The following is a 19,480-nucleotide window of genomic DNA, read 5'->3' on the forward strand; positions in this document are numbered from 1 at the left end:
AACAGAATCAAACTCACTGTTTATCAACCAAAAAAATCATTGTTGACCCAAAGAATGTTGGTAGCGTTTCCAAAATTCTTTGGGACTGCAACCGATTTCTTTCTTGAAGGCATTAAAAAATGTAGTCCTGGAATTGAAACCTGAAAGTTCGCCGAGTGCCTCTACGGTAAAATCATCCAGGTATCCATGTTCAATTTTTTCTATGGCAAATTTGATTCTGTATTGGTTCAAGAGCTCATTGAATCCCTTGCCAAATTCCTTGTTTATTTCTTGTGAAACCAATTTGGGCGGAATTCCCAGCTTAATTGAAAAAAGCATGAGGGTCATTCCCTTTTCATTAATGACCAACCCTTGCTCCAAAAGATGGATTATTTTGCCTTTCAAGCTTTCATTATATTCCTCCAAAAGAGGTTTGTCAGCCTCAATAGTAGAAATAGGCCCCGCATCTTCCAACTCGGTTGGAAGATGCGCTTTCTTTCCAAAATTCTTGATTTTCCTTCGTGGTTTGCCGAACTCCGGATATGCATTTCTCACCAAAAACATTGGCTTGAAATTTATGAATACGTTAAGCAATAAAATCCCAACCAAGGAAAGGAGACGCATCGTCATATTTACATTGGATAAATCCATCAATTCAAGCTTTTTCAAAACATCCAATACTGAAAAAATCAATTGAAAAACCACCACCCATCCCATGAAAAACAATACAATTACCAACCAACTTTGTTTCAGATTTCTTTTGAATCCCCTTAAAAGGTCAGGTCTAATTGTATAAACCAGATATACTGCATAAACAAAATAGACAGTCTGCAAAAATATTCTAAAAGAATAATGAAAACTGATCGGAATAAGACCACTTGGCAGAACATTCAAAAGTGTGGGATCCGAAACCAAAGTCTCTGCAATTGAAAGTTTTACTTCATAGGATTGCATAAAAAAAGGGATGAGTTCCAATAAATGAAACAAGGCAGGGAGAAAATGAATCCAATCCAATTTCCTGAATCCTGTGGTATTGAAAAGAGAATTCCTGATGAAAAAGTAAAAAAACGGAGCGCATAAATAAATGACTGGACTCAATACCCTAAGCAAATGGGGAGCTTCCACAATAAAACCTGCCTCAAACCAAAGAAAATAGGCCAGCAATGGCAGATTATAAAAAAACAATGAAGTATCAAGCATTAGACTATTTCTAATACCTTCCTCTCTTTTAATGATCAATATCAAGCTGTTAATGACAGCTGCTGACAAAATCATTATGATGAAGAGTAGTCCAAATTTCATGTAAAAAGTTTAAATTCGGGTGAAATAGTTTTAAAATCCCTGAAATTTAAGGATTATGAAAATAAATCAAAAGCCAATTCCTACAAAAAACCGCAAAAAACGTGAATAACAAATAAAGAAGAGTGGATTTGACAGGATGCCCATTTAACCACCACCCACAATCCATTTATCTTTAGGGTTATTTGGACCCCTTCAGAAAATGAAACCCATGGTTATCTTGATTTCAAATTGTTTGACCTTTCTTGTCCTTTTCCATAATAACATCCATAGCGGCTGAATAGGATATCACGTGATCGAGATTTAAATGAATTTGACACTAAAACCACTATTTTTTTAGGCTCAAAATAGGTAGCCCGGAAAAGATCCTTAAGCCATGATTGAATTCGGGATTTTCATTGCCTCCATTTCAAGCCTTCCTTCTCCATTTCCTCCAACAAAATCCGGGCGTCATCCACCCAATCCGCTTCGATCAACAGACGGCTTGCCCTGCAAAAACATTTCAATCTCTTTCCTTTTTTGATTCTCTCAAAGGGAAAAGGATTTGGATTTTGAAGTAAAATCGAATCAAGCTTGGCGTCTATCCTTTTCTCCATTTCCTTCAGCTCTGCTATGATTCTGGGTAAATTCTCCATTGTTTATTTAATTGACATTTATAAGTCAATATATTAAACATTAATCCTATTGAAATCAAATTTCCAATGCTCAAAAGCATGGCTTTTACATAAATTCAATAAAAAGGGAGCCTTGGCAAACCAAAGGAGCCCGCAAGCAATTTTCTATTTTACAGATGCTTCCATTATTGTATTTACTGGACTCGGCTGCAGCAAAGCACCATTTGTGACATTGGATTTTACACATCAGACACTACATGGTTAAAAATTCTGATATCGAAAAAAAGCACAAAATGATGTTTAACTTTGACTTTTAGAATTCAATTTCCGCCATAGGTTTTGAAAAATCTGTTTTCTGACTCCACTGTTCCTATCAATATAATTTCTCCATCTTCGGGCAATACCAGTGAAGGTTCTGGATTGATATTCATGGAATCCTCTATTTTGACGGCGATCACGGTACAGCCGGTCTCTTTTCTGATGGAAGAATCCGCAATGGTATGGCCCGCCAATTGTTTTGGCACCTTCACCTTTATCAGATCCAAGCCTTCGGCGACCATTAAAATATCACTTCGCTGGAGAAGATTGAGAATCGTATTGGCCCCCATGGAGGCATAGGACATGACGAAATCCGAACCGGCCCTGTGTATTGTACCAATGTTCCTCTCCAAAGTAGATCGGGTAATAATCTGGATATCCGGCCTTAACAACCTGCAATAAATGGTAAGATAAACATTGACATCATCATCATGCGTCGTAATGATCACACAAGGTGAATCCTCTATACCGGCTTCTTTGAGCACTTCGAGTTCTGCAGCATCCCCGATAATGGTTCTCTTGTCTCCTTTTACCCGAAGTGGATCTTTTTCCACAATCCGATAATCCAAATTCCTGGCGGCCAATGCACGGCCGGTGGCGCGCCCAACACGTCCTCCTCCCAAAATCACCACGGGCGCACTCATGATGGCTTCTACATGGAATTTCGAATTATAAATTTCTATTTGTGCTTCGGTGCCCGCAAGTACAATCACCGTAGTTTGGGTAATTCTGGTATCAGGTTGTGCTGATTGAAATTTACCTCTTTCCCAAACGCCTACCACGCTGACACCAATCTGCTCGCGAAGTTTGGTTTCCCGTAGTGTTTGCCCTACCAAACTAGAACCCGCCACTGTAGCCTCTGCAATGAGCAAGTCACCGAATCGACCAATAACCTGGGCACTGGCATCTCCTCCACTTGCCCGTCTGGATAGGAAAACACCCATGATTTCTCCCAGTTGCAGCACATGGTTGCTTCCTGCCAGTTTGAGGATATCTACAGACGCTTCAAAATTACAGGTGGAGATGATGGGTACATCTTTGCTGATTCCCCTTACAGTGAAGGCCACGTTGGTGTTGATTACATCTGTTTCCGTAGTGGCCACCAAGGCTGCATTCTCCACCCGTCCTCTACGGTAGGTTTCCGGATCATCCAAATCCCCCAACATCACATTTACCCCTAACTCCCTAAGCCTCAAACCCTCTGCCAGGTCCGACACGAGTACGACGTAGGCATATTGGAATCGATTCAATTTTTTAATCAATGCCTCTGTCACTGCGCCGTATCGTGTGAGCACCACGTGACCTTTGGTATCCTTTGGCAACTCCCTTGGCACTTGGGCCTGTTCCTGGGCTTTCATCCAAGGGGAATAAAAGAAGTTGATAAACGTAAAGGGAAAAAGAATCAAAAGAAAAACCATTCCGGATAAAAGAACGATGACGGTAAAAAACCGACCCAAATCACTGTGAAATGTAATGTCTCCAAAACCCAGCGTGGACATCACGGTCAGCGTCCAATAAAACCCTGTTGTCCAAGAAAAAACACGTCCTTCTCTCAACATCAACAAATGGAAAATCAGAGTAAACACCAAGATCATGACCATTAAAACCAATAAAAATCTAAAAAGTAGTTTAAGATTCCGACGGCCGGGTTTGTTCTGAAGAAAAATGGTGAGTTCAGCTGAGAGAAATTTCATTGGCTAATTTTAAGAATTGGTATCACAAATGAAAAGCAAGCCTGCATGGCCATTGGCTTTTGATTTCGCTATAAATCAAAGATCATCCCAATTCTGCATTTTCAAAAGATATAAGAAAAGTAAAACCAAAAACTCTTTTATCAAAGCGCTTATATCACTTTAAATTTTTACCAATATTTCTCCCTCCAAAAACCTTTTATATTGACTTGATTTTGTAAATTTGGCTTATTGATAATTGATCTAAATAAAACAATTCCCACCAAGGTAATTGCTTAAAAATTTTCAGGATTCAATATAAACCCGCTGAGTTGTCAAATATATCCCATCCAAAAATGACCGCAGATTCAATGAAAAAAGGCAATATCGGCATCGTGAAAGCGATAGGAGATGCTGAAACCAAGTTGACCCTAATGGAAATGGGAATTCGACCTGGCAAGACCATTGAATTTCTCAACAGTGCAATTTGGGGTGGTCCCATCGCTTTTCAGATTGAAAACAACATCGTCGCAATCAGGGTTTCAGAAGCTGCTGCGATCGAAATCGATTTAATAAAAAAATAATGGGATCATCTCAAGCCATCCTCCAGACTAAAACCATTGAAGTGGCCATCGTGGGCAATCCCAATGTCGGCAAATCCACTATTTTTAATCAACTCACAGGCCTCAAGCAAAAAATAGGAAATTATCCTGGCGTCACCGTGGACAAAACGGTTGGCAGTTGTGAGATCAAAGACAAAAAATTCAGTCTAATCGATTTGCCTGGCACTTACAGCCTGCATCCAAATTCTGAAGATGAGGTCATCGCACATCGGGTGCTCAACAGCTACGATCAAAGTGAACATCCCGATTACGCGATGGTGATTGCTGATGCGTCCAACTTGGAAAGGGGACTTTTGCTTTGTTCTCAAATCATGGATTTGGGAATCCCAATGGCTTTGGTGATCAATATGGTGGATTTGGCAGAAAAAAATGGGATTGAAATCAAGGCGTTTTCACTTTTCAAATCCTTGGGCATTCCGATTTTGCTGACGGACGCCAGAAAACCAAAAGGCATCGAGGAGATAAAAGACCTGCTTTATACCGAAAATTTCCTCGAAGCACCGGGATTCATCAAAATGGACGACATCCTTTCAGAGACGTTATCCAATGCCATCCAATCAAAATTCGGACTCAAAACCTCCTATCAGGCATTTCAACTCTTGGGTTTTCAAGAACAGGAATCAATCTTAAAAAAAGAACAGAAAGATTGGCTCGAGGCCTTGGTCATCGCCCATGATTTTAACTTGGCAAAAGCCCAAATACAAGAAACCGAAATGAGATTCGGCCTTATTTCCAAAGTCCTTGAGAAGGCTACCCTCAAAAAACCCATTGAGTCCAAAAACCTCACCCGTACCCTGGACAAGATATTGATCCACCAAATCGGTGGCTATGCGGTTTTTTTGGGGATCATGTTGGTGATTTTCCAAGCTGTATTTTCCTGGGCGGAATTTCCCATGGATTTGATCGATGGCTTGTTTGCCAACATCAGTCAATGGCTTACTGAGCATTTGCCAGCTGGAGCCATCACTTCTCTATTGGCGGAGGGCATTGTTCCCGGCATCGGGGGCATCATGATTTTCATTCCGCAGATTGCCTTACTTTTCGGATTTCTGGCCATTTTGGAAGGGACTGGCTACATGTCCCGGGTTGTTTTTTTGATGGACCGGCTGATGAGACCTTTTGGACTTCATGGCAAAAGTGTGGTTCCCTTGGTTTCAGGAGTGGCCTGCGCTATCCCTGGCATCATGGCAACGAGAAATATCAGCAATTCCAAAGAGCGTTTGATCACGATTTTGGTGACTCCTTTTATGAGTTGCTCGGCAAGATTGCCGGTTTATATTATTTTGATTGGATTGGCTATGCCGAATGAAAATTATGGTTTTGTCAACCTTCAGGCCCTCACCCTGCTCTCCATGTATATTTTGGGGATAGTGGCCGTGTTGGCTTCCGCTTGGATCCTGAACAAAATCCTCAAAACCAAAGAGAAGAGTTACTTGATTATAGAATTGCCCATTTACAGGATTCCAGGATGGAAAGATGTCTTGATCACCATGTATTCCAAGTCAAAAACATTTGTGGTCGAAGCTGGAAAAGTGATCATGGCCATTTCTATTATTCTCTGGGTCTTGGCCTCTTATGGACCTTCAGAAAGAATGGCACAATTGGATACCGAAAGGGAGGTAGCCATTCAGGGTTTGGAAGGTGAGGCGCTTTTGGAATCCGAAAACAACTTTGCTTCCAAAAAACTGGAGGCTTCCTATATTGGTATCTTGGGTAAAACCATCGAACCTGTCATTAGGCCTTTGGGATATGACTGGAAAATCGGCATTGCTTTGATCACCTCCTTTGCCGCGAGGGAAGTCTTTGTTTCCACCATTGCCACCATTTACAGCATCGGTGGAGATGTGGACAATGAGTTGACCATCCGGGAAAAACTGGCCCAGGAAACAGACCCCATCACTGGAGCGCCAATCTTCAATACAGCCACCGTTTTCTCCCTCATGGTCTTCTATGCTTTTGCGATGCAGTGTATGAGTACATTGGCGGTGGTGTATAGGGAAACGAAAAGCTGGAAATGGCCAGTTATCCAAACCGTCTTCATGACCGGCTTGGCTTATTTTGCAGCATTGATTACGTATCAACTCCTATCTTAACAATACTATTATGTGGCAGGAAATCATTGTATTCAGTCTCTTCTCGGCAGTGGTCTTCTTTTGGGTGTACAAGACCTTTTTCAAGTCCAAAAACCAAGTTCAAGCAGATGGCTGCGGTTGCAGTAAATGTGGGCCAAAAAAAGCCTCCTGACTTGGCATATCCGACGATGGAAATATTCAGCACTTCTCTTCAAAAGTTCGATTCCAATCTCTGGCAATATCATTTTCCAGTGCCAGATGCCATTGCCCTGAGGCTCATAGAAGGAGACAACAAGCGGATAATCTGTAAAATCAATGATCAGGTCAGCTTCCAAGCCGCATTGATGAAATCAGAAAGCTATTGGTTTGTTCTCGTGAACAAACAACATCGGGAAGAATTAAATCTGATGAATGACCAAATTATCAAGATCAGTCTGGTGAAGGACCTTTCCGAATATGGACATGAAATGCCTGAGGAATTCCAGGTTTTGTTGGATCAGGATGATGAAGGCAATTTCCACTTTAGAGCACTGACCAAAGGCAAACAAAGGAGTTTGGTCTACCTTGTTTCGAAATTAAAGACCAGCAACAGCAGACTCAACAAAGCATTGGCAATTTTCCATCACCTCAAAGAAGTGAAGGGCAAATTGGATTTCAAATTGCTCAATGAGAAAATCAAGCTTTACAATCAACAGAATAGATAAAATTCACTTTGAAAAGGAATTTAAAATCGATTCTTTGGCGAAAACCTTTGGTGAAACCTCTGAATTCAATGTGTCTAGAATAGCTAAGCTCTTCTGATCACTGCCAATAGAATGGATATAGCCGCAACTACCAAAAGGAAATGAATGATGGCACCAATGCTATAAACAAAGAATCCTATAATCCATCCAATGATGACAATGACAGCAATCAAATACAATAATGATCTCATGCGATAAAATTTTAAGTTGAAAATATTCCAAATTCCAGATTCAAAATCCGAATTCAATTAAAATAGCTGAAAATCCTCCAAGAGCTGAAGGATTTCCAGTAAATAACTTTAAACACGATCTTTTTATATAATTAGTTTCAATATCAGTTGTCTTTTTCAAATAACCAACCAAAATTCATTTTTTTTGTAAACAGACTTTTAACCCGTTTGAGGCATTACGAACTCCTTTCAAGATTTTAATTAACTGTGATTATCAATTTCAGACTGGAATAGAAATGGTAATGCAGAACACAGATTTAAGCCATATTTCCAGTTATCAAGGATTTTAAGATCAATCCCTTGATCTTGGAGATATGGCTTTGTTCTTTAAAAACCTAATAAAATTGGCCTTCCTTAAATTGATATGGTTTCAGGCAGGATGCATAATTTTAATGGAATTTGGAAGGTTCGCCAATAAAGCCGCTCCAAAAACACCTGCACTATCCCCCAACTGGGCTTTGACAAGTGGTGTTTCGAATTCATGATTGAAAATCATTTCTTTCAGAATGCCGTAAGTTTCTGTGTAGAGGCTGTCAATATTGCTTACTCCTCCCCCCATGACAATGACATCCGGATCCACGATATTGACAACAACGCTCAGGGCCTTTGCAAATCCTGTCAAGAGTCTTTCGATTGTTTGCGAAGCAATAGGATCTGTACCCTTTAGATGATTTTCGTAAATTTTCTGTAAAGAAATTTGATTTCCGGACTGTTGGGTATAATATGCTTCAAGGGCCGGTCCTGAAAGAATCTGTTCGTTACAGCCTTGTTTTCCGCAATAACAGATTTTACCTTCTCCGGGATATAGGTAATTGTGTCCCCACTCCCCTCCTATCCCATGTTTTCCTTGGATCACTTTTCCATTGACCACCAATCCTCCTCCCACTCCGGTACCCAAAATAATTCCAAATACGACCTCGGCATCTGGATATTTGTCGGCTACCACCCCAAGTTTGGTTTCGGCCAAAGCAAAGCAATTCGCATCATTGGCAAGGACCAAAGGCATTCTCAAAATTTTCTCCAAATCCTTTTTCAAATCCCGTCCATTGACTACCGTGGCATTGCAGTTCTTCATTTGGCCCTGATGGGGAATGTACACTCCGGGAGTTCCCACTCCAATGATTTCGGGTCGGAATCCGACTTTGGCTTCCATTTGATCGACCAGTATTTTGACTTGATGCAAAATATGCTCATATCCCAAATGCGCTTCAGTGGGTACCCTCAGCCGCAATAAGGATTTGGGTTCTTGGAAAGATTTCAGGACAATCCCTTCAATTTTAGTACCTCCCAAATCAATCCCCCAGAGATTGTATTTATCAAAATCATTCATACGGATAACTCTTAACTCAAATTAAATGAAAAATTCGGAAAACTTAAACTTCCCCGTTACTTATCGGTCCAAGTCACCACACCTACCCTACTGTCGGCTGTTCCGTAATACAGAAACCAGGTATCTTTTTTGAATACCAAGCCTTCGATGAAAGTGGTACCGTCCACATATTGTCCGGATTTTTCAAAGGGTAATTCCGGTTTGATAAAAGGATGTTCTGATCGGTCCTTCAATTTCCAAGGTTCTTCAAGATCAAATAAGGCTTGTCCACCTGTATAGATTCTGTTGCCCAATTCCTTAACACCGATTGCATTGGAATTTCCTGCATTATAAAGCACGACGATTCCGTCTTCAGTCACCACAGGAGGAGGTCCGGCCTCCACCAACCAAGAATCGAAATATCCAGGTCTTGGGCTCAAAACCGGAGCCAGATTTCCCTCATGGGTTTCAACAGGTTCCCAGTTGATCAAATCCGTGGAGCTGGCCAACCAAATATGAGGGACGCCATAATACATCCAATATTTACCGTGAATTTTGGCAGCTATCAATTTCCCGTCCTTTAATTCCGTGACAATGGCACCAGACTTGGTTTCCAAATTATGGTATTTTCCGTCTTTCCAAGTTTTGAAGATTGGACCATATTTGGTCCAATTTTTCAGATCCCTGGAAGTGGCTACCGCCAATCTTGGGTATTCCCGATTCCACTGAGTATAGGTCAGCACATAGGTTCCGTCTTCGGTTTCCACGATTCTAGGGTCTTCGGTTCCACCGGTCCACTCGAATTCCTTTTGATTGTCATGGTCTGGATAAAAGACGGGTTGTTTTTTTCGGTCAAAATTAATCCCATCTACAGAGGTTGCCAAGCCCAATCTGGAAGTATGTCCCCCAATCTCTTGTTCGCCTAATTTTTCCTCAGCCCTATAAAAAAGCTGAATGGTGTCATTTTTAATCACCGCGGCTGGATTAAAAGTTGCCATGGATTCCCATTTGACTTTTTTTCCGGTCATTGGATCCTTGAAAGAAGTATTGGTAATGGGTTCGATAATTGGTTTTGGATCGATTCCTCTTGTAAAAGGCCCCATCATCCACGGTTTTTCCTGGGCAAAGACCGAAGAAGAAACAGTGAGAATGAGGGAAGCAATGAATGTAATTTGGCGTAGCATGGGATATAGTATTTTTGATTGTAAAATTTAAGGTTTTGACCTGTATAAAAATCAAGGGAATATATGAAAATTCCCTTGATTTGATCGAACAGGTTGGGGAGATTCAATGGATCAATATCCCGGATTTTGTGTGATTTGGGCACCGGATCTGTCGATTTCCCCTTGTGGAACGGGATACAGATAATGATGGTCCTGGAAATTTTTCCCCAAGGCCGTCAAAACTTCTTTGGCTATTCCCCATCTTTTAAGATCATTGAATCTATGGGATTCAAATCCCAACTCTACTCTTCTTTCATGGATAAGGGCTTCGATCGCCTGATTCTTGGTCAGGCTCTTTCCGGAGTAGGCTGGAAGTGCATCTGCAGGAACAGCACTTCCATCAATTTGAGGGCTTGTTCTGGCTCTTTCCCTAATTTTGTCGATCAGCACCAAACCACCCGTGATATCTCCGGTTTGGATCAATGCTTCTGCTTTCCAAAGGAGGACATCGGCATATCGGATATAAATCTTGTTGCCCGGGGAGTCATCATTACCTCGAAAGGCACCATCGGTGGATCCCAATATTTTATGGACCTGGCGCGCTTCCACTTCCACCGTATAAGCCAATCTTGGATCGTTTGGCTCGAAAGCCTGCAAGAAATTCTCCGAAGGAGCAACAAATCCCCAGCCAGTCAGTGCCGCCAGACCATTTCCCCTTCCAGGATTCTGGGCTTCTCTGTGGTCATAAGCCAGGATCACTTCTTGTTCCTGGAATTTTTTTGAAGCATCAAATGCATCAAAATATTTAGGGTTCAATTGGTAAAAACCATAAGCCTCCAGTTGGTTGATAAAACCCAATGTGGCCACCCAATCTTGCTGGAAAAGCGCCACTTTGGCCTGCATGGCTTTTACTGCGCCAATGGAAATCCTCCAAGGTTCTGCATCATTGGCATATTTCCTGACAGGCAAGAACCCTAGGGATTTTTCAAGATCCGCTTTGATCAATGCAAACGCATCCGCTTTTGGCGCCCTTACGGCAACCTCATACGCCTGAGAAAAATTTTCCAAGGGCTTGGTTAACAATGGGATGTCTCCAAAATTATTGACCAAATCAAAATAATAAAAGGCCCTCAGGAAATATGCTTCTCCAAGCAATCTGTCTTTCAATTCTTGGGACATATTCAACCCTGTTAAATCCTGGCTTTCAAGGCTTTTTATCGCCAAGTTGGCTCTGGAAATCCCTTCGTAGTTGTAACTCCAAACTCCATTGAAGGCGCCATTGATGGAGGTGAAATTGAAGGAAGCCACTTCATCCATCCAGGCTTGGTCTCCATCCGGATTCCATTTTTTCATCATGTCCCCAGACGCGATGTCATAAACAACGAAATCGTTTCGCAAAACCCTTCCACCAGTCCAATCCCATTGACCGATGACATTCAAAGTATTGGAGAGCAGTTGGTAAGTGGCATTCACCGAAGAAGTCAAGGATTGCACCGTTAGGTCGGTATTGATCTGATCTGGAGTAATCAATCCTATGGGTTCTTTCTCCATATAGGATTCGCAACCCATCATGGAACCGATGGAAGCGACAAAGAAAATTTTGAGTATGTTTTTCATAACAGCTATTTTTTGGATTGGAATATTGGAAGCCGGACTTTGAAAGAAGCTTTCTATTTGGTCTTGGGCCTTCAAGGAATATTCCTGGTTTTTTTTGGATTGTTAAATTGTTCCCTTAAAATGAAGCGTTTACACCCATCAACAATGTCATCGATTGTGGATAGGTACCCATATCAATCAGATTTGTCGACTCAGGGTCCAACCCTGAATATTTGGTGAATGTCAGCAGGTTTTGGCCGGACATATAAATCCTTAAATTCCCCAAACCCTTGATTTTATTGGCCGAAAGGCTATAACCAATCTCCAGATTTTTAAGTCTTAGATAAGATGCATCCTCCACAAAAATATCGGAGACCCTACTGCTTCCATTGTCCGTGAAGCTTACCCTTGGAATTGTATTGGTGGATCCTTCTCCATTCCAGCTGTTCAAAACCCTGTCAGTGTAATTGAATGGTCTGGTATCATAATCGATGATTTTCTTGAGGTCATTGTATCTTTCCACACCTGACACCCCCTGAAAGAGAACGCTGATGTCAAAAGATTTAAAACTCCCTCCAAAATTCATCCCGAAAGCCAGCCTTGGATTTGGGTTTCCGATAAAGTCCCGATCGTTGTCATTGATGATCCCGTTGCCATCCAAATCCTTGAACTTGATATCACCTGGTTTTTGGGCTGGGTTTGGCGTACCGGTGAGGTGATTGTTGATTTCTTCCTGGTTTTGGTAAATGCCTTCTTGAAGAAAACCATAGTACGCATTCAGTGGATGGCCTGCCTGAACCCTGGTCACATTCCCCACTATATAAGGAAGGTTTGGATGCAGCATATCCACAGTGTTTTTCAGGGAAGTCAAATTTCCATTGATGAAATATTTGAATGGATTGTCATTATTTCTGTAAGAAAGTGACATTTCGAAACCTCTGTTTGTGACCTGGCCAGCATTCAGGAAGGTGGCGGACACATCCCCCACAAGTTGTGGAAGTGAGATCGGCAACAAAATGTCCGAAGTGACTTTTTGGAAATAATCCAAACTCAAAAACAATTTGTTCCTGAACATTCCCAGATCCAAACCAATATTGGATTGGGTAGTAGTTTCCCATTTGAGATCAGGATTTCCATAACGGGAAATCAAATACCTGTCTGCATCCCTTCGAAACAAAGTGAGATAGGCATAATTTGGAATTTCTTGGTTTCCCAACTGTCCCCAACTCCCTCTCAATTTGAGTTCGGAGATCTTGTCGCTATTTTTTATAAAGTCCTCCTCGGAAATCAACCAACCTGCGGAAACGGAGGGAAAATACCCCCATTTGTTGTTTTCGGCAAATCTCGAAGAAGCATCCGCCCTTAGGTTCGCAGTCACCATGTATTTGTCGCTGTTGACATAGGTAGCCGATCCAAAAAAGGAAAAGAGCGCCCATTCTTCACCCAAACCGCCATTCCACAGATCCAATTCAGTTCCTCCAAAATCAAGGTACCTGAAGTTGGGTGATGTAAAATCAAATCGCTGTCTGGAGGCGTTCATTGTTGATGAGGAATTGTTGATGAATTCCGATCCCAAAAGACCGCTGATGAAGTGATTTCCAAAGGTTTTGTCGTAGCTCAAGGTATTGTTCCAGGTGATGGTCACATCCTGCCCACGCATTTCAGACAATCCATTGGGTCTGTTTTGTCTTCCCAAACCCCTATCAACTGAGGCTCCTCCTCCATCATCATCACCATAATTGGTGTTGAAAGCTTTGTTGTGTAGAAAATTGATATCAGCACCCAAATTGGTCCTGAATTTTAAGGATTTATCCTTCAGTATATTATACTCTCCGAAAATGTTCCCGAAGGTTTTGAACCTTTCCAATTTATCATCTGTGAAATTGGCCAAGGCAATTGGGTTTTGACTGAATTCATATTTCCCACTTTCGTAGTCGTTTGGACCTCTGTAAAAAGGAAGATCGGTGTAGGGGCTGTTTTCGGTATAGGTCGGATCAGAAGGATCCTTAAAAACCGAAAGCACTGGAGGTCTCAAAAATGCATGCCTGATGATTCCCGGAGCATCTCCGCTTGATGAAATCCGATCCTGCAGCGTATAAGAAACCTGCATGTTAGCACCAATGGTAACGCGGTCATTCACTTTTGAAGTGACATTGGTTCTGAAATTCAACCTTTGGAATTTGTCGTTTTTGGATACGACAATACCGTCCTGTCCATAATATCCACCGGAAATCAAGTAAGTGGTTTTGTCATTCCCTCCTTGGGTCGATAATTGGAGATTGTGCGTTTTACCCACTTCAAAAAGTTCACCCAGCCAGTTTGTGTCCGACAAATCGGTCCGGTTTTTATCCGCAGTATAGGGATTCGTTCCTGAATAACCGGCATTGTTCCAAGCTTCCTCCACTTTGTTCATGTATTGGGAAGCATTGAGCATTGTTGGGAGATTTCTCACCTTCTGGATTCCTCCGAAATAATTCACTTGAAGTCCCTGACCTTCTTTTCCTCTTTTGGTCGTGATGACTACCACTCCGGCAGAAGCCCTGGAACCATAAATGGAGGAAGCTGCAGCATCCTTCAGCACTGTCATTGATTCAATGTCCGCGGGATTCAAAAACGAAATCTCTCTGCTCGGAATTCCGTCAATGATATAAAGAGGATTGTTGTTTCCAATGGTTCCGTTTCCCCTGATTCTGATTTCAATCTCGTCCCCTGGTGCGCCGGTACTCTGCGTTACCTGAACGCCTGCTACTTGTCCTTGCAAAGCTTGAGTGACGATTGGTACTCTTCTGGATTCCAATGCAGATACATCCACAGGAGCAATTGCGCCTGAAATCGTGGCTCCTTTTTGGGACCTGTACCCCATGACAACCATTTCCCCCAATTCCGAAACATTCTCCGAAAGGCTGATATTGAATACCTCCTGATTGGAAGCATTTACTTCCTTGCTTGTATATCCGATATACGAAAAAACCAAAATTGGATTTGCTGCATTTACGGATAGGAAAAAGTTGCCGTCAATGTCAGTGACAGTTCCATTGGTGGTTCCTTTTACCAGAACAGAAACTCCCGGGATGGGAAGATTGTCCGTTTCACCCGTTACTTTTCCTTTAAGCGTTACGCCTTGTGTCGATCGGTCCTGTATCTGTAAAGCAAGTGGTTCTGCATTGATGGGACCCTGTCCTAACATCAAGAAGAGCGAAGCCAACAAGAGGGGATTTCTGAGTTTTCTTGTTCTTGAAAGTATCATATCATTTCATAGTTTGGGTAAATTGTTTTGGTGTGGATTGCTTAAGTAAAACGTTTTACTAAAAAGGCAAATAAAAACACCTACTGAAAGTGGTGTGCAGATTTGGGTTTAGTAAAACGTTTTACTTGATTCAAAGGAAGAATTAATATTCCTGAAATCCAAATAACCCATATCCATTTCTGGAAATGAAAATGAAAAGGAGAACAATCAAAACCGACATATTAAACTAAAAATCAGTCTATTACAAACATCAAAGTCATGGAAAAAATAATTACAACTTTGAGAAAAATAAAAATGTACTCCACTAAAACTCCCCGCCTATTTGGTTTTCCCAGATGCAGCACCCGACTCCAACATAGAGGATTTCCTGAGTATCAATTTCCCTGGAAGGCTGACCTGAAACAATTTAGGGCTTTTGGATCTTGATTTGAGCAAATTCAAAGTGCCTTTTATAAGCTCCTCTGCCAGTTCAGAAACAGGTTGGGAAACCACACTGATCGGGGGCGAATGGAGTTCAAACAATTCCCTGTCATCAAAAGTAATCACGCCAATATCTTCAGGTAGTCTTTTTCCCACTTCCCGCAGCACCCGCAGCCCTGTTATTGCCAAACTATTGGTCGAAAACAAAATTGCATCAATGTTTGGGTGCTCCTTCAATAAATTCTCAAAAACCTGTTTTCCCTTTGCGGACTTAACCTCGTCAAATTTAATTAGAAGTGAAATTGGATGCTTTTGATTGTTTTTGACTGCATCCATATAGCCTTCCAGCCTTTCCTTCATGGGTGAAAGATTGGATTCCAATCCCACAAATGCTATATTTTCAAACCCCTCCTCCAACAAAGACTTTACCGCCTTTCCACAACTGTTGTAATTGTCAAGAACCACATAATTGTGATTCGGGTCATTATAATGCCTGTCAAAAAGCACTATTTTTCTATTTTCGGCGATCAGTGCATTGATTTCATCCTCAAAGTCCTCCGGTGGTGTAATGATGAAGGCATCTATTTGTCTGTCCTTGAATGTGGAAAGCAATTCCAAGGCTCTTTCTTTCTTGTTCTCCGTGCTGCAATAAATGATTTTGTATCCATTGTTGAAGGCCAAGTCTTCCATTTCCTTGGCAATGGTTGAAAAAAAGGGATCTGATATATCCTCTGCCATAAACACGATGGTATTGGATTTCCCGGTTCTCAGACTTTGAGCAGAAGCATTGGGTTTGTAGCCCACTTTTTCGATGTAATCCTCTACCTTCTTGATGACCTCATCACTGATCCGGTTTTTTGCCTTATTGTTGATGATAAAAGAGATAGTCGTAATGGAAAGTCCCAATTCCCTTGCAACATCTTTGATCGATATTTTCGACTGGTCTTTCTTCATTTTGGGATTTTTGGCAGACTTTGTATGCTCTGATACTTGGTTGAGGATTGAATCAAATTGGCATGCGCAAAGAAGACCAGACAAATCAATTGAATTTATTAAGCCCACCCAATTTCAAAAACGCAAAAATTCCAAAAACTAAGTAGATTCCGAAGGGATTAATTTCTGAAAACAGACTTGTAATCAAAGGTGTCCTTGAATTTAAAGCGTTTATTGGATTCATGTTAATCTTGATTTTCCCTATATTTTAACTTCATGCCGTGAAGAAAATTCCGTAAGATTTGATCCTTGCATTGCCTGTATTGGCTTTGTTCCGGTTTGCGAAAAAAAGCACTCAACTCGTGTTTGCTGATGCGCATATCCACCGAATCAAGAATGTCTAAAACCTCATCATCTTTTAAGTTCAATGCGATTTTCAGTTTTCTAAAAATAATATTGTTGTTTAGATTTTTCTCTGCGACTGGCTGTTCACCCTCCTTTTTGCCACGCTTGTAGTTGATCAGTCCATTTAGGAAGATCGACAACTGTTTATCGTGAAGGCTTTGGTGCTCGGGGTCTTCATCACTTTTTAACCAATCACTGACCTGAGCCCTGGTAACAGGGAATTCAGCCAAGCCGAAGATTTCAATCATTGTGGAATCGCTGAAATCGAAAGTGTACCGAATACTTCGGATGATGTCATTGTTGGTCATGATGCGTTTATTTTTAACTCCATATACTAATCTTACGCTAATGTAAGGCATAAGATTGGTTTTGAAAGTGTGATTTGCATATTGAAATCATTAAAAAGCAGGAAGTTTAAATCCGATAGTCAAACCTTTGTTTGAAAAAAATCAAGAAACAAATAATCTAAGCACCCTTATCTCCATAAATTGACCCTGTTCAATTTTAATCTCACTTGAAAAAAATGAAAAGGGATAAAAACCGGACTGGGTGCTCTCTTCGCAATTGAAAATCCAATGACACTGAAATTTCAAAGTGGGAAAGCTCCATGGATGTTATTGAAAATTTTTGGTTTACAACAATAAAGCAAATAATGAATTCTCCAGCATAGCAATTCTGAAATAATTTCCCAAATTTGACTATACAAGCAACCAGGCCTATGCAATTTGAAGCCAGCTCCATCGAAGAATACTTTTCCATAATCCCTGAGGACAGAGTAATTCCAATGAAAAAACTTCGGGAGACCATCCTTTCGAATCTTCCCGAAGGCTTTGAAGAAATGCTCAATTACGGGATGATTGGGTTTGTAGTCCCCCATTCTCTCTACCCTGCTGGCTACCATTGCGATCCAAAATTACCTGTCCCTTTTATGGGAATTGCCTCCCAAAAGAGGTTTATCGCTGTCTATCACATGGGGATTTATGCGGATCCAAATTTATTGGAATGGTTTGTTGGGGAATATCCAAAACACAGCAAACTCAAATTGGACATGGGAAAAAGCTGTATACGATTCAAAAAAACAGATCAGATCCCATACGAACTCATTGGGCAGCTTTCGGGTAAAATGACAGTTCAGGCTTGGATCGATTTATATGAATCAAAATTGAAACCTTGAAAATCCAGGAAGATTGATTTTGAAAAGATAAAAAGCAGCCCAGTGAATTTGAACAGTAAAAAGGCCTTCCTTGGGCATTTTTTGCGTTATTTAAAAGGATTGAAAAATACCAATAATTTTTTTTTAAGAATATTATTGATGTAAATAGATGCATCACCATAGAATTATGCAATTTTTTAAAAAAAGGTGTAAGGATTACCATGCCAAGATGGTCGTAATTTGCAATTCAAAATAGGTGAATTTCGCTTATTTACAGAATCACATTTCTTTTTAAAATTTGGTTAAACAACAATCCAAACCAGCAAAATCATGAAAAAAATAATTTATTTAAGCGCCGCACTAATGTTTGCGCTCGTTTCTTGCGAGCAATCAAACAATGGCACCACCAACGATGACACGCTCATCGTGACCAATGACCAGTCCAATTTGTCTGCTTTGGTTTCCACTACTTATGAAGATCTGATTCAGGAAAAAGTAAAACTGGAAAAAGAATTGATGGAATTGAAAAACGAAAAGAATCTGAGGGCTGGCACCATGGCAAAAGAATTTGACAATCTTACCGCAAAGTTAGACGCAAAACTTCAAGCCATGGAAAATAAGGCTACCCAGTACAGAGATGCTGCAGAAGACCAAAAAGAAGTAATTGAAAAAGAATTTGAAGTTTTGGAAGAACAAGCTTCTGAGGAAATCGAGTACATCAAAGATAATTTCAAGAAAAAAGATTAACCCCTAACATTTGGGAAACCCAGACTTCCTGCAGGATTAGATCCAGCAGGAAGTCTTGTTTAAAACTTAACCACATTCATAATGAGAATTTTATTGTATTTGATCGCTGTGATCGTCATCATCAGCTGGATAATTGGTTTTTTTGTTTACAGCATTGGCGCTATCATTCATTTGCTATTGGTAGTCGCAGCAGTCTCCATCTTGTTTGCCGTCATTAAAAGAACCAGTTCTTCAGGGAATTAATGGGATTCTCAATGGTATTTACCAAGAGGGAAATAAGCTTCCTTTTGGCAAATACTATTGATATTCACGCAACCTGTATTTTTCGATTCGTGATTTTTTTTAAAAAAACCCTCCAATTCCCTTCTTAATTCTGTAGATCAAGATTTTTTAGGCGAATAATGTGATGTATGTACACGATTCCAAAAAACAAACATCCTTAAATCTGAAAGGTGTTTTAGGTTTCCAAATGGGCTTGAAACTACAAGAAAATCAGACTATTTGGAGAACTGGGCTTATAACCGATATAGTGAAGTCAAAATCAGCACCAATTAACTGATTATCAATTAATTCAGGTTGGATTGGGATTTGTAAGGCAAGACCCCGGTTAAATTGTAATTGAACCGTTCAATTCAGTTCGAAGAGTAAAATTTTCCATAAATTCGGTCACAAAATTTCCTCTTCTATATATGGAATAAATCCTTCTCCAGAAAGCCGGGCATTCACTTGGACACTGGATCAGTGTGATGTGATACAATAAAGTCCAATAGTATATGGAAATCCGAAGATTGATTTCAAAAAATCCAATGATTCGGGAATGAAACTACCGCAACTCCAAAAAAGACAGCTCGTCCTACGAAAACATGCTACAAAACCCGCCTCATCCTCGGTTTGAAATTCAAGGAAAGAAACCTTACCGACAGGTTACATCCATAAGGTACAGTTGACAAAAACAAAAT

Annotated in this window: 17 protein-coding genes; 7 read left to right on the forward strand and 10 right to left on the reverse strand. The window is 40.7% G+C overall.

Annotated features, from left to right (window positions below; all coding sequences use genetic code 11):
* Positions 1-36: 36 nt before the first annotated feature.
* The 3 genes from F824_RS0106975 to F824_RS0106985 all read right to left on the reverse strand — a co-directional run bounded on the left by F824_RS0106975 (position 37) and on the right by F824_RS0106985 (position 3,904).
* Positions 37-1,281 carry a helix-turn-helix domain-containing protein gene (locus F824_RS0106975; protein ID WP_019597150.1) on the reverse strand — a complete coding sequence of 415 codons (1,245 nt, stop codon included), beginning with the start codon at positions 1,279-1,281 and terminating at the stop codon, positions 37-39.
* A gap of 392 nt (positions 1,282-1,673) precedes the next feature.
* Positions 1,674-1,913, reverse strand: a complete 240-nt coding sequence (locus F824_RS0106980) for a hypothetical protein (RefSeq protein ID WP_019597151.1) — start codon at positions 1,911-1,913, stop codon at positions 1,674-1,676.
* Positions 1,914-2,212: 299 nt separating this feature from the next.
* Positions 2,213-3,904: a potassium channel family protein gene (locus tag F824_RS0106985; protein WP_019597152.1), complete on the reverse strand. Its 1,692-nt coding sequence runs from the start codon at positions 3,902-3,904 to the stop codon at positions 2,213-2,215.
* Positions 3,905-4,236: 332 nt separating this feature from the next.
* Here F824_RS0106985 and F824_RS0106990 point away from each other — a divergent pair, with 332 nt between their 5' ends.
* From F824_RS0106990 to F824_RS0107000, 4 genes are read left to right on the forward strand one after another with little or no spacing between them, the layout of a single operon-like run.
* Positions 4,237-4,464, forward strand: a complete 228-nt coding sequence (locus F824_RS0106990) for a FeoA family protein (protein ID WP_026333546.1) — start codon at positions 4,237-4,239, stop codon at positions 4,462-4,464.
* Entirely contained in the window at positions 4,464-6,596 is a 2,133-nt protein-coding gene (gene feoB / locus F824_RS0106995; protein ID WP_019597154.1) for a ferrous iron transport protein B, read from the forward strand. The genes F824_RS0106990 and feoB overlap by 1 nt, the downstream gene beginning before the upstream one ends.
* Positions 6,597-6,606: 10 nt before the next feature.
* Positions 6,607-6,747 carry a FeoB-associated Cys-rich membrane protein gene (locus tag F824_RS28165; RefSeq protein WP_081624981.1) on the forward strand — a complete coding sequence of 47 codons (141 nt, stop codon included), beginning with the start codon at positions 6,607-6,609 and terminating at the stop codon, positions 6,745-6,747.
* Positions 6,704-7,279 (forward strand): YdeI/OmpD-associated family protein, encoded by a 576-nt coding sequence (locus F824_RS0107000; RefSeq protein ID WP_019597155.1) that lies wholly within the window; start codon positions 6,704-6,706, stop codon positions 7,277-7,279. Before F824_RS28165 ends, F824_RS0107000 begins: the two co-directional genes overlap by 44 nt.
* Before the next feature lie 83 nt (positions 7,280-7,362).
* Here the strand turns inward: F824_RS0107000 and F824_RS25625 are convergent, their stop codons facing one another.
* The 7 genes from F824_RS25625 to F824_RS0107040 all read right to left on the reverse strand — a co-directional run bounded on the left by F824_RS25625 (position 7,363) and on the right by F824_RS0107040 (position 16,929).
* Entirely contained in the window at positions 7,363-7,509 is a 147-nt protein-coding gene (locus tag F824_RS25625) for a lmo0937 family membrane protein (protein ID WP_139189649.1), read from the reverse strand.
* A 409-nt stretch (positions 7,510-7,918) separates the two neighbouring features.
* On the reverse strand, positions 7,919-8,878 hold the full coding sequence (locus tag F824_RS0107010; protein ID WP_019597157.1) for an ROK family protein: 960 nt from the start codon (positions 8,876-8,878) through the stop codon (positions 7,919-7,921).
* A 56-nt stretch (positions 8,879-8,934) separates the two neighbouring features.
* On the reverse strand, positions 8,935-10,041 hold the full coding sequence (locus F824_RS0107015) for a glycoside hydrolase family 130 protein (RefSeq protein WP_019597158.1): 1,107 nt from the start codon (positions 10,039-10,041) through the stop codon (positions 8,935-8,937).
* A gap of 111 nt (positions 10,042-10,152) precedes the next feature.
* Positions 10,153-11,637, reverse strand: coding sequence for a RagB/SusD family nutrient uptake outer membrane protein (locus tag F824_RS0107025; protein WP_026333549.1), 1,485 nt, complete (start codon positions 11,635-11,637; stop codon positions 10,153-10,155).
* A gap of 115 nt (positions 11,638-11,752) precedes the next feature.
* Positions 11,753-14,863 carry a SusC/RagA family TonB-linked outer membrane protein gene (locus F824_RS0107030; RefSeq protein WP_019597161.1) on the reverse strand — a complete coding sequence of 1,037 codons (3,111 nt, stop codon included), beginning with the start codon at positions 14,861-14,863 and terminating at the stop codon, positions 11,753-11,755.
* 318 nt (positions 14,864-15,181) lie between these two features.
* Positions 15,182-16,237 carry a LacI family DNA-binding transcriptional regulator gene (locus F824_RS0107035; protein ID WP_033405187.1) on the reverse strand — a complete coding sequence of 352 codons (1,056 nt, stop codon included), beginning with the start codon at positions 16,235-16,237 and terminating at the stop codon, positions 15,182-15,184.
* 224 nt (positions 16,238-16,461) lie between these two features.
* Complete coding sequence (locus F824_RS0107040; RefSeq protein ID WP_019597163.1) at positions 16,462-16,929, reverse strand: YehS family protein; 468 nt, start codon at positions 16,927-16,929, stop codon at positions 16,462-16,464.
* 410 nt (positions 16,930-17,339) lie between these two features.
* On the opposite strand from F824_RS0107040, the gene F824_RS0107050 reads away from it, so the two are divergent.
* From F824_RS0107050 to F824_RS27445, 3 genes are all read left to right on the forward strand, one after another.
* Positions 17,340-17,795: a DUF1801 domain-containing protein gene (locus tag F824_RS0107050; RefSeq protein ID WP_019597165.1), complete on the forward strand. Its 456-nt coding sequence runs from the start codon at positions 17,340-17,342 to the stop codon at positions 17,793-17,795.
* Positions 17,796-18,104: 309 nt separating this feature from the next.
* Positions 18,105-18,521 carry a hypothetical protein gene (locus tag F824_RS0107060; protein ID WP_019597167.1) on the forward strand — a complete coding sequence of 139 codons (417 nt, stop codon included), beginning with the start codon at positions 18,105-18,107 and terminating at the stop codon, positions 18,519-18,521.
* 81 nt (positions 18,522-18,602) lie between these two features.
* Positions 18,603-18,764: a lmo0937 family membrane protein gene (locus tag F824_RS27445; protein WP_019597168.1), complete on the forward strand. Its 162-nt coding sequence runs from the start codon at positions 18,603-18,605 to the stop codon at positions 18,762-18,764.
* Positions 18,765-19,480 lie beyond the last annotated feature (716 nt).

It is taken from the genome of Rhodonellum psychrophilum GCM71 = DSM 17998 (assembly GCF_000381545.1).
GTDB lineage: Bacteria > Bacteroidota > Bacteroidia > Cytophagales > Cyclobacteriaceae > Rhodonellum > Rhodonellum psychrophilum.

What these genes read in the sequence shown, in the direction of transcription:
- F824_RS0107015 (WP_019597158.1), bottom strand. Translation starts at nt 10,041, where the DNA reads ATGCTACGCCAAATTACATTCATTGCTTCCCTCATTCTCACTGTTTCT.
- F824_RS0107025 (WP_026333549.1), bottom strand. Translation starts at nt 11,637, where the DNA reads ATGAAAAACATACTCAAAATTTTCTTTGTCGCTTCCATCGGTTCCATG.
- F824_RS0107000 (WP_019597155.1), top strand. Translation starts at nt 6,704, where the DNA reads ATGGCTGCGGTTGCAGTAAATGTGGGCCAAAAAAAGCCTCCTGACTTG.
- F824_RS0107060 (WP_019597167.1), top strand. Translation starts at nt 18,105, where the DNA reads ATGAAAAAAATAATTTATTTAAGCGCCGCACTAATGTTTGCGCTCGTT.
- F824_RS28165 (WP_081624981.1), top strand. Translation starts at nt 6,607, where the DNA reads ATGTGGCAGGAAATCATTGTATTCAGTCTCTTCTCGGCAGTGGTCTTC.
- F824_RS0107030 (WP_019597161.1), bottom strand. Translation starts at nt 14,863, where the DNA reads ATGATACTTTCAAGAACAAGAAAACTCAGAAATCCCCTCTTGTTGGCT.
- F824_RS0106990 (WP_026333546.1), top strand. Translation starts at nt 4,237, where the DNA reads ATGACCGCAGATTCAATGAAAAAAGGCAATATCGGCATCGTGAAAGCG.
- F824_RS0106980 (WP_019597151.1), bottom strand. Translation starts at nt 1,913, where the DNA reads ATGGAGAATTTACCCAGAATCATAGCAGAGCTGAAGGAAATGGAGAAA.
- F824_RS0106975 (WP_019597150.1), bottom strand. Translation starts at nt 1,281, where the DNA reads ATGAAATTTGGACTACTCTTCATCATAATGATTTTGTCAGCAGCTGTC.
- F824_RS27445 (WP_019597168.1), top strand. Translation starts at nt 18,603, where the DNA reads ATGAGAATTTTATTGTATTTGATCGCTGTGATCGTCATCATCAGCTGG.
- F824_RS0106985 (WP_019597152.1), bottom strand. Translation starts at nt 3,904, where the DNA reads ATGAAATTTCTCTCAGCTGAACTCACCATTTTTCTTCAGAACAAACCC.
- F824_RS0107035 (WP_033405187.1), bottom strand. Translation starts at nt 16,237, where the DNA reads ATGAAGAAAGACCAGTCGAAAATATCGATCAAAGATGTTGCAAGGGAA.
- feoB (WP_019597154.1), top strand. Translation starts at nt 4,464, where the DNA reads ATGGGATCATCTCAAGCCATCCTCCAGACTAAAACCATTGAAGTGGCC.
- F824_RS0107010 (WP_019597157.1), bottom strand. Translation starts at nt 8,878, where the DNA reads ATGAATGATTTTGATAAATACAATCTCTGGGGGATTGATTTGGGAGGT.
- F824_RS0107040 (WP_019597163.1), bottom strand. Translation starts at nt 16,929, where the DNA reads ATGACCAACAATGACATCATCCGAAGTATTCGGTACACTTTCGATTTC.
- F824_RS0107050 (WP_019597165.1), top strand. Translation starts at nt 17,340, where the DNA reads ATGCAATTTGAAGCCAGCTCCATCGAAGAATACTTTTCCATAATCCCT.
- F824_RS25625 (WP_139189649.1), bottom strand. Translation starts at nt 7,509, where the DNA reads ATGAGATCATTATTGTATTTGATTGCTGTCATTGTCATCATTGGATGG.